Source organism: Amycolatopsis speibonae, from assembly GCF_042647925.1.
GTDB classification, from domain to species: domain Bacteria; phylum Actinomycetota; class Actinomycetes; order Mycobacteriales; family Pseudonocardiaceae; genus Amycolatopsis; species Amycolatopsis speibonae.
On the sequence record NZ_JBHRWK010000083.1, the window covers coordinates 1 to 14,592 of the forward strand.

Sequence of the window (14,592 nt, forward strand, 5' to 3'; positions counted from 1 at the left end):
TTTTGTTCCGTCGCAAGAACAATCATCCCAAGCCAGAGGGCATTTGCGTACCCAGACACACCCCAAACACCACATCAACACCGGTGGATCCAAGCTGAACGTCCTGATTCCTCCACCGTCGGCCCGGAACTCTCTTGAATCCCCACCTTCGCGCAGGTCGGCGGTAGGTAGGCAAATACCGGTCCGCCCTAACCGTCCTTACCACTCACGAGGCACTGGGCCGGATGGTTGCTGGATCGTTGAACGATCTGGCACTATCGGCGGGGTGCCTGCACCCACCGGAGCCCAGCATCTCGCCGACGCGCTGACCGCTCTGGGGACCGAGGTGGTCTTCGGTCTCCCTGGGGTGCACAACCTGCCGCTATGGGAGGCGCTGGCCGATACGGAAATCCGGCTCGTCGGGGTCCGGCACGAGCAGACGGCCGGGTACGCGGCCGACGGGTACGCCCGCGCGACGGGAAAGCTCGGCGTCGCGCTCGTGACCACGGGTCCAGGTGCCGCGAACACCCTCGCCGCCGTCGGTGAGGCCATGGCCTCGGCCGCGCCCGTGCTGATCATCGCGACCGACATCCCGTCGACGCTGCGGCGGCCCGGCGTGGTCCGCGGTGTGCTGCACGAGACGTCGGATCAGCAGGCGATGTTCGCGCCGGTCACCAAGGCCGGATTCACCGTCCCGAGCGCCGACCAGGTCGCCGCCACCCTCCATCGTGCGGCCCGGCTCGCGCTCCAGCCGCAGAGTGGGCCCGTCTACCTCGGCATCCCCACCGACTTCCTCTCGGAGCGGACGCCCGCCCGCCGTCCGCCGAGGTCGCACGCCCGGCCGTCCGAGATCCCGGATCTCACCGAGGCCGAGGCGTTGCTGGCGAACGCCGACAGGCCGCTGATCTGGGCGGGCGGCGGCGCGTTGCGGGCCGAGGCGGGCGAGGCGATCGGGAAACTCGCCGAACGGCTGGCCGCTCCCGTGCTCACCACGTTCGGCGCCCGCGGGCTCCTGTCTGTCGACCATCCCTGTCTCGCCCCGAACCCGGTGCACGCGCCCGAAGTCGGCGCGCTGTGGGACGAGGCCGACGTCGTCCTCGCCATCGGCACCGATTTCGACGGGCTGATGACGCAGAACTGGCTGATGCCGCAGCCGAAGAAACTCATCGCGATCAACGTCGACCCGGACGACGCGGCGAAGAACTATCAGCCGGACATCACGCTGGTCGGCGACGCCCGCGTGCTCACCGAGGCATTGAAAGTCGAGGAACGGTCCGGGATCGCGGCGCTCGTCGGCAGGCTCGCCAAGGTCTCCGCCCGGGTCCGGCAGCGGATCAAGGAAGAGGAGCCGCAGGCCGCGGATCTGCTGTCCACTTTGGACGAGGTGCTGCCCGCCGACGCCGTCGTGGTCGCGGACATGTGCGTGGCCGGGTACTGGATCGGCGGGTTCCATCGCGTCCGCGCCCCGCGCAAACTCGCTTACCCGATGGGCTGGGGCACGCTCGGCTACGGTTTCCCCGCCGCGCTCGGCGCCGGTGCCGCGGGGACCGGCCGCGCGATCTGCGTCAGCGGCGACGGCGGTTTCCTGTTCGGCTGCGGTGATCTCGCCACACTGGCGCAGGAACAGTTGCCGGTCACGGTGATCATCGTCGACGACGGCGGATACGGGATGCTCCGCTACGACCAGGATCGCGCCGGACTGCCGCGCCGGGGCGTCGACTGGGACAGCCCCGATTTCGTCGGCCTGGCGAGGTCCTTCGGGGTGCACGCGGACCGCGTCTCCGGATTCGGGCGCGCCTTCCGCCGGTTGCTCGGCGAGTTCGTCGAATCCGACGAGCCGAACGTGCTGGTCGTCCGCGCGAAGATGGCGCCGCCGCTCAACACTTCGCCGCGTTGGTACCGCAAGGGTTCTTCGTGACCGGCCTCCGTGTCGGCGTGGACATCGGCGGGACCTTCACCGATCTCTGCGTGCTCGGCGAGACGGGTGTCGTCGCCGTCGGCAAGGTGCTGACGACGCACGACGAACCCGCTCGCGCCGTCGAGGAAGGTCTCAAGAGGACACTCGCCGACGCCGGGCTGGACGCGGCCGACGTCGAGCAGCTCGTGCACGGCACCACGCTGGTCACGAACGCGCTGATCGAACGCAAGGGGTCGCGCACCGCGCTGCTGGCGACCGCCGGTTTCCGTGACGTGCTGGAGATGCGGCGCGAACACCGGTACGAACTGTACGACCTGCTCATCGAACTCCCTGAACCGCTGGTCCCGCGCCATCTGCGATTCGACGTCCCCGAGCGGATCCTCGCGGACGGCACAGTCCACACAGGACTGGACGAGGAGTACGTCGCGCGCCTCGGCCGCGAGCTCGACGCCCGCGGGATCGACGCGGTGGCGATCTGTTTCCTGCACGCCTTCACGAATCCCGCGCACGAACGGCGGGCCGCTGAAGTACTCCGAGAGGTCGCGCCACGGCTGAGGATCGCGTTGTCCAGCGAGGTCGTCCCCGAGATCCGCGAATTCGAACGCGCGTCGACGACGGTCGCGAACGTCTACGTCCAGGACCTCACCGAACGCTATCTGCGTGATCTGGAACGGCGCCTGCACGAGGCCGGGGTGCGGCCGTCGCCGCACATCATGCTGTCCAACGGCGGGATCGCGACCGTCGACACGGCCGCGCGGTACCCGATCCGCATCCTCGAATCCGGTCCGGCCGGCGGGGCGCTGGCCGCGTCCGCGATCGGAGCCGCGGCCGGTGTCAAGGACCTGCTGGCCTTCGACATGGGCGGCACGACGGCGAAACTGTGCATGATCTCCGGTGGCACGCCGCTGGTGACGCACGAGTTCGAGGTGGACCGGAAGTACCGGCTGCTGCCGGGATCCGGGCTGCCGGTCAAGGTCCCGGTCACCGACATGATCGAGATCGGTGTCGGTGGCGGCTCGATCGCCCGCATCGACGCGCTCGGCCTGCTCACCGTCGGCCCGGATTCGGCGGGGTCCGAGCCCGGTCCGGTCTGCTACGGCCGCGGCGGCACCGAGCCCACCGTGACCGACGCCGACCTCGTGCTCGGCTATCTGGATCCCGGGTACTTCCTCGGCGGCGGAATGGCTTTGGACGCCGAGGGCGCGCGCGAGGCGATCCGCTCGAAGATCGCCGGGCCGCTCGGCGTCAGCGTCGAAGAGGCGGCCTGGGGTATCCACACGAGTGTCAACGAGGACATGGCCAACGCCGCGCGTGTCCACGCCGTCGAGCGGGGCAAGGATCCGGCGAAGCTGCCGATGTTCACTTTCGGCGGCGCGGGGCCGGTGCACGGCGTCGGCGTGGCGCGGGCACTCGGCGCCCCCGAGGTGGTCGCCCCGCCGGCGGCGGGAGTGCTGAGCGCGGCGGGTTTCCTCACCGCGCCGCTGGCCTTCGACTTCGTGCGTTCGGCCCGTTCGGCGGTCCACGATCTCTCGGGAGACCAGGTCGACGCGCTGTTCGCCGAGATGGAGGCCGAGGGCGGGGAACTGCTGGAGAAGTCCGGTGTGGACGGTGCGAAGGTGACGCACCGCCGGATCGCCGAGATGCGGTATTCGGGGCAGGGCTACGAGATCCGCGTACCGGTCGAGCGGGGGAAGTGGCCGGAGTCGCTGATCGACGCGTTCACCGAGACCTATCGGACGCTGTACCGGCGGACCGGGCCGGACGTCGGGGTCGAGGTGCTCAACTGGCGGGTCGTCTCCAGCGGCCCGGTACCCGAAGTCACGCTGAAACTCGCGGCCACCGAGGCCGAAGGTGACGCGCGCAAAGGGAGTCGTCCGGCGTACTTTCCCGCCGCGGGTGGTTTTGTGGACACGGCGGTGTTCGATCGGTACCGGCTCAAGCCCGGTGATCGCGTCGAGGGCCCGGCCATCGTCGAGGAACGAGAGTCCACTGTGGTCATTCCGCCGGGAGCTCAGTGTGTGGTCGGCGAGGACGCCAGTCTGGTGGTGACGGTGTGAGCGTGGACCCGATCCTGGTCGGCGTGCTGGGAAACCGGCTTCACTCGATCCTGGCCGAGCAGCAGAACGCGCTCGTCAACACGGCTTTCTCTTCCGTGGTGCGGGAATCGCTCGACCTCGCCTGCGCGGTGTTCGATTCGCGCGGCGAGATGATCGGCCAGTCCGTCGGCGGGACCCCCGGCCACATCAACGCGATGGCGACCGGCATGCACCACTTCGTCGCGGCTTACCCGCCGGAGACCCTGGAACCCGGCGACGTCCTGCTCACCAACGACCCTTGGCAGACGGCCGGGCAGATCAACGACATCACCGTTGCCACGCCGGTGTTCCTGCGGGGACAGCTGGTCGCGTGGTTCGCTTCCTGTTGCCACGCCCCGGACATCGGCGGCCGGCTGGTCTCGGCCGAGGCCGCCGAGGTCTTCGAAGAGGGCCTGCGCCTGCCGATCATGAAGTTCCTCCGCGCGGGCGAGGTCAACGCGGATCTCGAACTGCTGATCCGCGCGAACGTCCGCACCCCGGAGGAGACCATCGGCGATCTGTACGCCCAGGTCACCGGGAACGAGGTCGGTGCCGCCAGCCTGGTGCGGCTGCTGGAGGAATTCGCTCTCGAGTCGCTGGACGACGTCGCCGCGGAGATCATGAACCGGTCCGAACGCGCGCTGCGGGACGCGCTGGCGAAACTGCCGGACGGTACTTATACCAGCGAACTGGTGACCGACGGGTTCGACGACGAGGAAGTCGTCCTCAAGGTCACCGTGACCGTCGACGGCGAGGAGATCCACCTCGACTTCGCCGGGTCGTCGCCGCAGAGCCGCCGCGGGATCAACGTCGTCCTGAACTACACCAGGGCATATGCCTCGTTCGCGGTCAAGGCGGCCATTTCCCCGGAAGTGCCGCACAACGCGGGTTCGTTCCGGCCGGTGCACGTCACCGCGCCGGAGGGATCGGTGCTCAACTGCACGCCGCCCGCGCCGGTCGCGTCCCGCCACCTGATCGGGCACTTCCTGCCCTCGCTGCTGATCACCGCCTTGCGCGAAGCGCTGCCCGGCAACGCGTTGGCGCACAGCGCGGACGCGTTGTGGATGACGATCTGGCGCGGGACCGACGCCGGGGGCGGCGAGTTCATGCTCAACGTCTTCCAGACCGGCGGGATCGGTGCGAGGTCCATAAAGGACGGTCTCAGTACCACCGGATTCCCGAGCGGACTGCGGTCCACGCCGACCGAGGTCATCGAGACGATGGCGCCGCTGCTCCAGCGCGAACGCGTGCTGCGCACCGACTCTGGCGGTGCCGGGCGGCGGCGGGGCGGCCTCGGCCAGCGTACGTCGATTTCGGCGCGCGGCGAGATTTCCTGGAGTGTCAACGGGAACGTCGATCGAGTACTTCGTCCTGCGTCCGGTGTGGACTCTGGGCATGATGGCGCGGTCGGCCGGTTCGGGCTCTCCGATGGCGCGGACCTGCCGTCGAAGAGCCGGGTGACCCTGCGGCCGGACGACGTGGTGGACGTGGTCCTGCCCGGCGGTGGCGGATACGGCGACCCGTGCGAACGGGAGCCGGAAGCCGTGCTCGCCGACGTCGTCGACGGCTACGTCTCGGTGGAAGCGGCGCGCGAACTGTACGGCGTCGAGGTCGCCTATCACGGAGAACCCGGGGCGCTGGTGCGTCTTCCGGAGGACTACACAGCGATTTCGTCGAGAGGGAAGAGATGAGCATGGGTCGGCTGGCTGACAAGGTCGCGGTGGTCTTCGGCGGTGCGAGGGGTATCGGCCTCGCCACCGTGAGGGAGTTCGCCGCCGAAGGCGCGACCGTGTTCTCCAGCGACATCCGCGAACCCGCGGAACCCGTCGAAGGAGTCGCGCACTCCCTTGTGGACGCCACCGACGAGGGTCAGGTCGACGAGTTCGTGCGCGGGGTGCTCGCCGAGACCGGCCGGATCGACGTGCTGTTCAACAACGTCGGCGTCCACCTCGGGAAACCGCTGGCCGACACGACATTGGTGGAATTCGACAACATCTTCGCGCTGAACGTGCGGGCCGCCTTCCTCGGCACGCGCGCGGTGCTGCCGCACATGATCGCGAACAAGGCGGGCAGCATCATCACGACGTCGTCCAACGGTGGTGTGATGGGCCGCCCCGCCGACCCGGTGTACAACGCCACCAAGCACGCGCTGGTCGGCCTGACGAAGTCGATCGCCGTCGCGCACGCGCACCAGGGGATCCGCGCGAACACGGTCAACCCGGGCGCCATCGACACCGACATGCTGCGCGGCACACTCGCGTCGCCGGAGGACTTCGAGGCCAGGCAACACCAGCTGACCGCGAGCACGCCCGCCGGCCGGGTCGGCGAGGCTTGGGAGGTCGCGAAGGCCGTCGTCTTCCTGGCGAGCGACGAATCCCGGTTCATCAGCGGGGTAGCGCTCCCGATCGACGGCGCCAAGGCCGCCGGTGCCATGCCGGGCAACCGGTACAGTCTCGACTTCGAACTCGGTGTCAGGTAACGCCATGTCCACTCCTGCCGCCGAGGAGACACTGGCCCGCGACAGACCTTTGCTCGAACGGAGCGGGACCGCGGAACGGGTCGCGGAGATCCTGCGACAGCGCATCACGGAAGGCGTTTTCCCGCCGGGGTCGAGGCTTTCCGAGCCGTCGATCAGCGCCGCACTGGGTGTTTCGCGCAACACGTTGCGCGAGTCCTTTCAGCTGCTGGCGCACGAACGGCTGGCGGTGCACGAACTCAACCGTGGCGTTTTCGTGCGGGAGCTGACCGTGCAGGACATCTCGGATCTCTACGTCATGCGGCGGGTCACCGAATGCGGTGCGCTGCGCCGCGCGTCCGAACTGTCCACTGTAGATCTTTCGACCCTCGAAGCCGCTGTGCGGGCGGGCCGCGCCGCGGCCGACGAAGGTGACTGGCAGGCCGTCGGGACCGCCAGTATCGCTTTCCATCAAGCGGTGGGTGACCTGGCGGACAGCGAGCGGGTCAGCACGACGATGCGCCAGGTGCTGGCGGAGACGCGACTGTTCTTCGTGCTGGCGGAGAACACGCGCGCGTTCTTCGAGCCGTTCCTGGAGCGGCACGAGCGGATCCTGCGGGATCTGGAGCGAGGACGATTCGGGCCCGCGGAGACGGCGCTGGAGAAGTACCTGAGGCAGGCGGAGAAGCAGCTTCTGGCCGCTTACGAGCGCCGGGGTACGTGAGTGGGCGCCGGGCCGCTTCGGGGACGAAAGCGTGGCACGCGTGATTGACCGGCGATCTCGGATGTGCGGTGTCTGAACACGCGAGATCCCATCCCGCCCGAGAACGTCACCACCTGGAACGCTATGAAAGGTCCTTTCCTTGCAAAATTTGCAAGGAAAGGACCTTTCATAGCGCGCGCGGAGGGTGTCAGCAGGTGAAAGTCGCGCCTGCCCAGTCCGCGTGGTCGGAGTCGACCCCGTCACCGCCGTCCGTGACGACCAGGTCGAGCACCTGAACCCCGCTCAGCGGCACGGAAAGCTTCTGGGCGGCCTGTCCGCGCTTGAGCACGCCGGTGTTCGCCAGCCGCTTGCCGTCACCGACGACCTCGAAGGCCACGCTGCCCCCGGCCTTCTCGTCGTCGACCCCGACGGACGAAGTGAACGACGCGCATCCGCCGCCGAGATACAGCCGGACCTTCGACGGCGCGTGGACGCCCAGCCCGTCTTCGTAGGTCACCCCGCCGATGCTCATCTTGTGGCCGTCACCGGCCCCCGATTCACCGTTGCTCGTCCCGCGTTCCACCGGTCCGTAGCCGTTTTCCACCGTCATGAACGCCGCCTTCGACAGCGCGCTCGTCCCGGTGGCCGGTGCTTTCACGAGCGGAGCGCTTCCGTTCGCGGTCAACGATCGCGTACCCCAGGACGTCCGGTAGTCGATCCACCCGGAGACTTCGACGCGATCGCCGCCAGGGGACGACGGGCGCACCGTCCAGCTCTGCTCCCACGACTTCCCCGGCGCGACGGCGGGAATCCGCACTTCGGTCCGGCCGTCCGGCTTCCAGCCCGCACCGACCGTCAGTTTCACCGTGCCCGACCGTACCGGCGTCCGGCCGTCGTTGAACACCTTGAGCGTCGTGGTGAACGGCTTGTCGGCGGCGGCGTATTCGGGCGACCGCAAGGAAAGTGTGGTATGCGGCGCGGCCTGTGGCTGAGTGGACGGCCACACGCGGAACGTCGCCGACCCGTGGCTCGGCAGCCCGGCCCGCAGGGTTCCGGCGGACTCGGTCTCGGCGCCGGTCCACAGGTCCCGGACCCGGTAGCCGGAGGAGGCCGGGGCGCCGATCTCGGCGGCGGTGGCGGACACTGTCGCCGGGGCGCCACCGCGATTGAACAGCACGACGACGTCCGAACCGTCGGACATCGGCTTGGCCCAGACCTCGGTGTCGCCGTCGTCGCGGACCTGGTGGCCCTGCTTGCCGCCCCAATCCTGGTTGACCGCGAGAAGATCCTTGTTCAGCAGGATCTTCTTGGTCGCGTCGGACATCGAGCGCAGATCGTTGCCCGCCAGCATCGGGGCGTTGAGCAGTGACCAGAGCGCGAAGTGAGACCGGTATTCCGTGTCGGTCATGCCGCCGTTGCCGACCTCGAGCATGTCCGGGTCGTTCCAGCCGCCCGGCCCGGCGTAGCCCTCCAAGCCGACCTGCTGGTCGAGCAGTTTCGTCATGCTTCCCCAGCTGTCGCTGATGTCGCCGGTGGTGCGCCACAGCTGCGCGCCCGCGCCCTTGCCCCATTCCCAGGGCTTGTTCTCGCCCCATTCGCAGAGGGCGTAGACGATCGGGCGGCCGGTCTTCTTCAGCGCCTCACCCATTTTCGTGTATCGCTCCAGCGCGGGGCGGCCCTGGTTGTGGCAGTTGTCGTATTTGAGGTAGTCGACCCCCCAGTCCGCGAACGTCTGCGCGTCGACCTCTTCGTGGTCGAGCGAACCGGGCATGGTCCGCGCGCAGGTTTCCGTGCCGGCGCTGGTGTAGATGCCGAGCTTCAGGCCCTTGCCGTGCACGTAGTCGGCCAGTGCCTTGATACCGCTGGGGAAGCGGGTCCGGTTCGGCTCGTACTTCCCGTCGGGGGTGCGGTTCTTTTCGGCCCAGCAGTCGTCGACGTTGACGTACTGGTAGCCCGCGGCCTTCATCCCGGACGACACCATGGCGTCGGCGGTTTCCCGGATCAGCTGTTCGGTGATGTCGCAGCCGAACTTGTTCCAGCTGTTCCAGCCCATCGGCGGGGTCGAGACAGGTGGTGGTTGCGGACTCTCGGCGGCTGCGGCCGGAACGGCGCAGAGGGCGGTGAGCGTGCAGGCAGCGACGAGCGCGCCAGCGAGACGACGCATAAGTTCCTCCCAGAATGCTCAACTCTGAACAAACTCACTCATCAAACAACAGGACCGACCGAGGCTGGTCAAGGGCCGTTGGGATGGTGTCGGAAATTCACCGTCGGTCGCGCCGCCAGACCGGCGAGGTCCGCCGGGCGAACTGTGCACGATGGAGTGTTCGCGTCGCGGCCGGATCCGGGTGAGGATGGGGACACGAGCACGAGGAGGAAGATCATGGTTTCGTCGGCGTCCGCGCGCAATCCGCTGTGGCACCCCTTCGCGGACATGGGAGCGGTCGACGGCGACCGGCTCGTCATCGCCCGCGGTGAGGGTTCCTACGTCTGGGACGACGAGGGGAAGCGGTATTTCGACGCGACCGCGTCGCTCTGGTACGCGAACTTCGGGCACGGGCGCGAGGAGATCGCGCAGGCCGTCGCGGACCAGCTGCGGACGCTCGATTCGTACAACCTGTTCGGCTACAACGCCAACGAGCCCGCGCTGAAACTCGCGGAACGGGTCTCCGCGCTGGCACCGGAGCCGGGTTCGAAGGTGTTCTTCGGTTCGGGCGGCGGTGACGTCGTCGACACCGCGGTCAAGATCGCCCGCTCGTACTTCGCGCACACCGGGCGCCCGGAGAAGGTGCACGTCATCGGGCGGGTGCAGGGCTATCACGGCACGCACGGGTTCGGCACGGCCGTCGGCGGCATCGCGGCCAACACCGCGGGCTTCGGGCCGCTGCCGGGCGACATCTCGCACGTGCCGTACGACAGCGCCGAAGCGCTCGAAGCGGAGATCCTGCGGGTCGGGCCGGAGCGGGTCGCGGCGTTCTTCTGCGAACCGGTGATCGGCGCGGGCGGGGTCCTGCCGCCGCCGGACGGGTACATCGAGACGGTCGCCGACATCTGCCGCAAGCACGACGTGCTGTTCGTCGCGGACTGCGTGATCGCCGCGTTCGGGCGGCTGGGCACCTGGTTCGGGATCGACCGGTGGGCGGTGAAACCGGACATGATCACGACCGCGAAGGGCATCACCGGTGGGACAATCCCGCTGGGCGCGCTGATCGTCGCGCCGAAGGTGGCCGAGCCGTTCTTCACCGGCGAGCCGGGCGCGCCGGTGCTGCGGCACGGCGCGACCTACGCGGGGCATCCGGTCGCCTGCGCGGCGGGCAACGCGACGCTGGACATCTACGAGCGCGACGGGCTCATCCCGCGCGGGCGGGAGCTGGAGAAGCCGCTGGCGGACGCGCTTTCCGGACTGGTTTCGCATCCGCTGGTCGCGGAGGTCCGGGCAGGGCTGGGCTTCCTCGCCGCGGTGGAACTGAAGGCCGAGTTCCTCGCGTCCGACGCCGGCGCGCCGAACCGGCTGCAGCGGATGGCACGGGAGGAAGGCATCCTCGTGCGGAACCTGGCCAAGGGGATCGCGGTCTCGCCGCCGTTGATCGCCGGGGAAGCCGAACTGGACCTGCTCGCTTCGGCCCTGCCACGCGCCCTGGAGAGGCTGGTTTAGGGCGTGTTTCACAAGTCATGTTCGCGGTCTTCGCGCCCAGGTGGTCCCTGACGGCACGGGCGGATGCGCCCGAGTACGACCCGGTACGAGGGCGATCCGCCCGCACCGCCAGGAACCACCTGGATCACGAAGACCATCGAACAGACTTGTGAAACGCGCCCTAGCCGGCTTCGGCCGAGGCTCCGCTTTCACCCGTGCCGAGGAAACCGGCGACCTGTTCGAGGGCGTCCGCGGCTTCGGGCAGGAACGACCAGAACAGGTGGAACACGTGCGTGCCGACCGGGTACAGGTCGAAGCGCACGTCGAGCCCTTGCTCTCGGGCCTGGTCGACGAAGCGGCGTGTCTCGGGCAGCGTCACGTCCCCGGTACCGGACTGGACGAGCAGCGGCGGCAACCCGGACAGATCGGCCTCGAAGATGTTCAGCAGGGGATCCGACGGCGGGTGCTCGCGGACGTAGTGCGAGAACCATCGCGTGACCGGGCTGCCGCCGTCCGGCGGGTCCACCACGTCCACCACCGGACACAGCAGCACCGCTTTCCCAGGCTGGGGTAGACCCTGCTGTTTCAGTTTGAGCAGCAGGGAGACGGCCAGCCCACCGCCCGCCGAGTCGCCACTGATGGTGAGCCGCGACGGATCGGTGCCCTGGGCGAGCAGCCACCGGTACGCCCGGAGCGCGTCGTCGAGCGCGGCGGGGAAGGGGTGCTCCGGCGCGAGCCGGTAGTCCGGCAGCAGGATGGCGGCACCGGTCGCCGCCGCCAGCGCACCGGCCAGCGGGCGGTAACCGAAGGCCGAGCCCGCGATGTACCCGCCGCCGTGCAGATGCAGCACGCCCGGCCGGTGCTCCGGCCCGGGGGCGACCACGAGTGAGGACACGCCGTCCGCTTGGACCGGCCTCACCACGGTGCCTTCCGGGACGGGCATATGCGCGTTGAGCGCTTCGAAGGCTTCGCGCATCTCCGCGAGACCGCTTCCGCCGTCCTCGACGACCGAATTCCACAGCTGCGTGACCCGGGCGTTCACCTCGCCGCCGACCGACCGGGTGAGGGCGATCGCGTCGTCCATATCGGACAGCAGCGGGAGTGTGGCACCGAGCAGCGCCTCGCCGGCGAGGGTCAGTTCGACGCGGTGGGTCGAGCGACGCAGCAGCTGACAGCCGATCAGCTGCTCCAACGCCTTTATCTGGCGGCTGAGGGCGGGCTGGGAGACGAACAGCCGGTTCGCGGCCCGGCTGAAGTTGAGTTCGCCGGCGACCGCGACGAACGCCCGCAGATGTTTGAACTCGATCGCGTCGGCGGCCGAAGGCGTGCCCAGCAGCCGCGGCCCGGCGGGACGTTCGGACATGGCGTCGAGTATCCCCGCCCGAACCCGGCCGTGGTGATGCGTTCCGCGAAAGAAGGTGATGCGGGATCGGTCTTTCCCTTCCCCGCCCCGCACGTGACAGGGTTGGTCATGGCCGAAACAGCAGGTCAGCGCGTTGCCGAGCTGCGGATGCGGGGCGGCGTCGCGCAGGTGCACTGGCCTGCCGGGCCGCGTGCCGCGGCACCGTTGGTGCTCTGGTTCGCCCCGGACGGGGCAGGCGCCGAACGGGTCGCGGGCTGCGGGGCGGTGGTGATCGCCGCCGGACTGCCCGCGTTCCCGGCGGCGCGGGCGGTACTGGAGTGGGCGGCGGCACACCCCCGGAGCCTGGGGGCCGATCCGGGGCCGGTGCTGATCGCGGGGGAAGGAGCGGGGGCCGAACTGGCCGCGCGCGTCGCGAAGTACGCGAGGGAACAGGGCTGGCCGCCGGTCCGCGAGGTGGACGGCGGTCCTGGGGGTATCGCCGCCCACCTCGGGAAATCGAAACGAATCGTGGAGGAATGACATGAGCAAGGTCTTCACCGGCCTCGCCGTCTCGGTGGACGGCTTCATCAGCGGAAAGCTGCCCGAGGGTGCCGAAGAGTTCGGAAGCGGGCTCGGCGACGCGCCGACGCTGTTCGATTGGTACTTCGACGGCGACACCCCGAGCGAGGTGTTCGACGGATTCAAGCTGAGCGAACCGAGCGCGCGGTTCTTCGACACCATCGCGAGCCGGATCGGCGCGATCGTCGTCGGGCGCACCACCTACGAGCATTCCGGCCGGTTCGGCGGCGGGAGTCCGCACCCGACGGCGCCGATGGTCCTCGTCAGCCACTGTCAGGTGCCCGAAGCCGGTGCCGAACAGACCGTGATCACCACCGGCGTCGAGGACGCCATCACCGCGGCACGCGAGATCGCCGGGAACAAGGACATCGGCCTGATGGGCGGCGGGCTGGTCACCTCCGCGCTGGCCGCGGGGCTGGTCGACGAGGTGATCCTCCACCAGGTGCCCCTCCTGCTCGGCCGGGGCAGGAGGTTCTTCAACGAACTCCCGGAACACGTGGAACTCCGTCTGCTGCAAGCGATCCCGGCTCCGGGCGTGACTCACCTGCACTACGGGGTTGAACGAGGGGGCGTCGGCCGATGATCCTCGTCACCGGCGGACTGGGCATGATCGGCGCCCACACCGCCCGCGCGCTCACCGACCTCGGCCACGACGTCGTGGTCACGGCCCATCGCCGCACCGAGGTCCCGTCGTTCCTCGAAGGCCGGGTGACCGTCGAACCCCTCGACGTCACCGATCGGGAGGCCTTCCTGGCGCTCGCCGATCGCCACGACATCGGCGACATCGTCCACCTCGCCGGAACGATCCCCGGCGAGGACCCGGTCGGCTTCTTCCGCGCGGACACCACCGCCCTGCTCAACGCGCTGGACGCCGCGCGCACCTGGGGCGTCCGCAGATTCGCCGTCGCCGGCAGTCTCGGCGTCTACATAGGACAGACGGTATCCCCCTGGCACGAGGAACTCGCCCTGCCCTCCGTGGCACTACCGCATCCGATCATCGCTTTCAAGAAGGTCGTGGAGGCGGTCACCACGCACGCTCTCGCGGGCAGCGAGGTCCAGCCGGTCGTGCTCCGGATCGGGAGCATCTGGGGGCCGTTGATGGATCCGGAATCGCCGTTCAATCCCATTCCGCCGTACATCAGCGCCGTCCTTCGCGGTGAGCGGCCGTCGCCACTGCTCGCCGACGACGGTGGTGACAGCTGCTACGCGCCTGACGCGGGCCGCGCGATCGCCTTGCTCACGACCGTGGACACCCTGCGGCACAACACTTACAACGTGTCCCGCGGACGGCCGCTGCTCAACCGGGAACTCGCGGGCGCGCTGGAGGCGATCACTCCGGGACTCCGGCTCGACCTCCGGACGGGAGGGCAGGCCGGACCGCACCTCGACATCACCCGGCTCGCCGAAGACACCGGCTTCGAACCGGATTTCGACGTCGCGGCGGCCGTCGCCGACTATGTCGCGTGGCGGGGGAGCAACCCCAGGTGACAGTTCGGGAAACCGACATGCAGACGGTGGGTCGCCTTGAAGACGTTCAACGTCCTGAAGGGGCCTTCGGGACAGTGGTGTAGCGAGACCTGGGACCCAGCGGGAGGTGAGGTGAAGGGAACCTTCCCCTTCAGCAGCGCGATACTTGCCTCGCCTGAAGTACGTGAAGGTCGAGTTTCCTCGGCTGAGCCGAGGGAAGGGGGCCTTCACGCGCATCTGCTGTGACTGCTGGTGCGTCTGGGGTGAACGTGGCGATCGCGAAGGTAGTGAAGGCCTCCTCTACTACCGTCAGGGTAGGGGGTGGATTTCAGGGGTCGTTTGGGGGGCCCAGTGTTTTCCGGACAGCTGCTTAGTTGCTAATTTTACGCTGCGAGCTGTCGGTTCAGATACTCGGCGTGGACCTCGTGTGGGGTCTTGTAACC

Annotated in this window: 11 protein-coding genes; 9 read left to right on the top strand and 2 right to left on the bottom strand. The window is 68.9% G+C overall.

From position 1 onward, the window contains the following. The first annotated feature begins 265 nt into the window (after positions 1-265). The 5 genes from ACFOSH_RS37855 to ACFOSH_RS37875 are packed head-to-tail and all read left to right on the top strand — an operon-like array spanning position 266 to position 7,151. A complete protein-coding gene (locus tag ACFOSH_RS37855) occupies positions 266-1,897 on the top strand; it encodes a thiamine pyrophosphate-binding protein (protein ID WP_378245477.1) in 1,632 nt (543 codons plus the stop codon). Continuing rightward, a complete protein-coding gene (locus tag ACFOSH_RS37860) occupies positions 1,894-3,954 on the top strand; it encodes a hydantoinase/oxoprolinase family protein (RefSeq protein WP_378245479.1) in 2,061 nt (686 codons plus the stop codon). Before ACFOSH_RS37855 ends, ACFOSH_RS37860 begins: the two co-directional genes overlap by 4 nt. After that, the gene (locus ACFOSH_RS37865; RefSeq protein WP_378245481.1) at positions 3,951-5,663 is read left to right on the top strand and encodes a hydantoinase B/oxoprolinase family protein; all 1,713 of its coding nucleotides are present in this window, start codon (positions 3,951-3,953) and stop codon (positions 5,661-5,663) included. The genes ACFOSH_RS37860 and ACFOSH_RS37865 overlap by 4 nt, the downstream gene beginning before the upstream one ends. Before the next feature lie 2 nt (positions 5,664-5,665). Then, positions 5,666-6,451: an SDR family NAD(P)-dependent oxidoreductase gene (locus ACFOSH_RS37870; protein WP_378245483.1), complete on the top strand. Its 786-nt coding sequence runs from the start codon at positions 5,666-5,668 to the stop codon at positions 6,449-6,451. Between the two features lie 4 nt (positions 6,452-6,455). Beyond that, positions 6,456-7,151 carry a GntR family transcriptional regulator gene (locus ACFOSH_RS37875; protein WP_378245485.1) on the top strand — a complete coding sequence of 232 codons (696 nt, stop codon included), beginning with the start codon at positions 6,456-6,458 and terminating at the stop codon, positions 7,149-7,151. 187 nt (positions 7,152-7,338) lie between these two features. On the opposite strand, the gene ACFOSH_RS37880 is transcribed toward ACFOSH_RS37875, so the two are convergent. Next, on the bottom strand, positions 7,339-9,294 hold the full coding sequence (locus tag ACFOSH_RS37880; protein ID WP_378245487.1) for an NPCBM/NEW2 domain-containing protein: 1,956 nt from the start codon (positions 9,292-9,294) through the stop codon (positions 7,339-7,341). A 216-nt stretch (positions 9,295-9,510) separates the two neighbouring features. On the opposite strand from ACFOSH_RS37880, the gene ACFOSH_RS37885 reads away from it, so the two are divergent. Further along, entirely contained in the window at positions 9,511-10,782 is a 1,272-nt protein-coding gene (locus ACFOSH_RS37885; protein ID WP_378245489.1) for an aminotransferase family protein, read from the top strand. A gap of 160 nt (positions 10,783-10,942) precedes the next feature. Here the strand turns inward: ACFOSH_RS37885 and ACFOSH_RS37890 are convergent, their stop codons facing one another. Further along, entirely contained in the window at positions 10,943-12,124 is a 1,182-nt protein-coding gene (locus ACFOSH_RS37890) for an alpha/beta hydrolase fold domain-containing protein (protein WP_378245491.1), read from the bottom strand. 108 nt (positions 12,125-12,232) lie between these two features. Between ACFOSH_RS37890 and ACFOSH_RS37895 the strand changes: the two genes are divergently transcribed. The 3 genes from ACFOSH_RS37895 to ACFOSH_RS37905 are packed head-to-tail and all read left to right on the top strand — an operon-like array spanning position 12,233 to position 14,170. After that, positions 12,233-12,643, top strand: coding sequence for an alpha/beta hydrolase fold domain-containing protein (locus tag ACFOSH_RS37895; protein WP_378245493.1), 411 nt, complete (start codon positions 12,233-12,235; stop codon positions 12,641-12,643). Between the two features lies 1 nt (position 12,644). Further along, on the top strand, positions 12,645-13,265 hold the full coding sequence (locus tag ACFOSH_RS37900; RefSeq protein WP_378245495.1) for a dihydrofolate reductase family protein: 621 nt from the start codon (positions 12,645-12,647) through the stop codon (positions 13,263-13,265). Next, positions 13,262-14,170 carry an NAD-dependent epimerase/dehydratase family protein gene (locus tag ACFOSH_RS37905; RefSeq protein WP_378245497.1) on the top strand — a complete coding sequence of 303 codons (909 nt, stop codon included), beginning with the start codon at positions 13,262-13,264 and terminating at the stop codon, positions 14,168-14,170. Before ACFOSH_RS37900 ends, ACFOSH_RS37905 begins: the two co-directional genes overlap by 4 nt. Positions 14,171-14,592: the final 422 nt, after the last annotated feature.

What these genes read in the sequence shown, in the direction of transcription:
- ACFOSH_RS37870 (WP_378245483.1), top strand. Translation starts at nt 5,666, where the DNA reads ATGGGTCGGCTGGCTGACAAGGTCGCGGTGGTCTTCGGCGGTGCGAGG.
- ACFOSH_RS37875 (WP_378245485.1), top strand. Translation starts at nt 6,456, where the DNA reads ATGTCCACTCCTGCCGCCGAGGAGACACTGGCCCGCGACAGACCTTTG.
- ACFOSH_RS37880 (WP_378245487.1), bottom strand. Translation starts at nt 9,294, where the DNA reads ATGCGTCGTCTCGCTGGCGCGCTCGTCGCTGCCTGCACGCTCACCGCC.
- ACFOSH_RS37885 (WP_378245489.1), top strand. Translation starts at nt 9,511, where the DNA reads ATGGTTTCGTCGGCGTCCGCGCGCAATCCGCTGTGGCACCCCTTCGCG.
- ACFOSH_RS37890 (WP_378245491.1), bottom strand. Translation starts at nt 12,124, where the DNA reads ATGTCCGAACGTCCCGCCGGGCCGCGGCTGCTGGGCACGCCTTCGGCC.
- ACFOSH_RS37895 (WP_378245493.1), top strand. Translation starts at nt 12,233, where the DNA reads ATGGCCGAAACAGCAGGTCAGCGCGTTGCCGAGCTGCGGATGCGGGGC.
- ACFOSH_RS37900 (WP_378245495.1), top strand. Translation starts at nt 12,645, where the DNA reads ATGAGCAAGGTCTTCACCGGCCTCGCCGTCTCGGTGGACGGCTTCATC.
- ACFOSH_RS37905 (WP_378245497.1), top strand. Translation starts at nt 13,262, where the DNA reads ATGATCCTCGTCACCGGCGGACTGGGCATGATCGGCGCCCACACCGCC.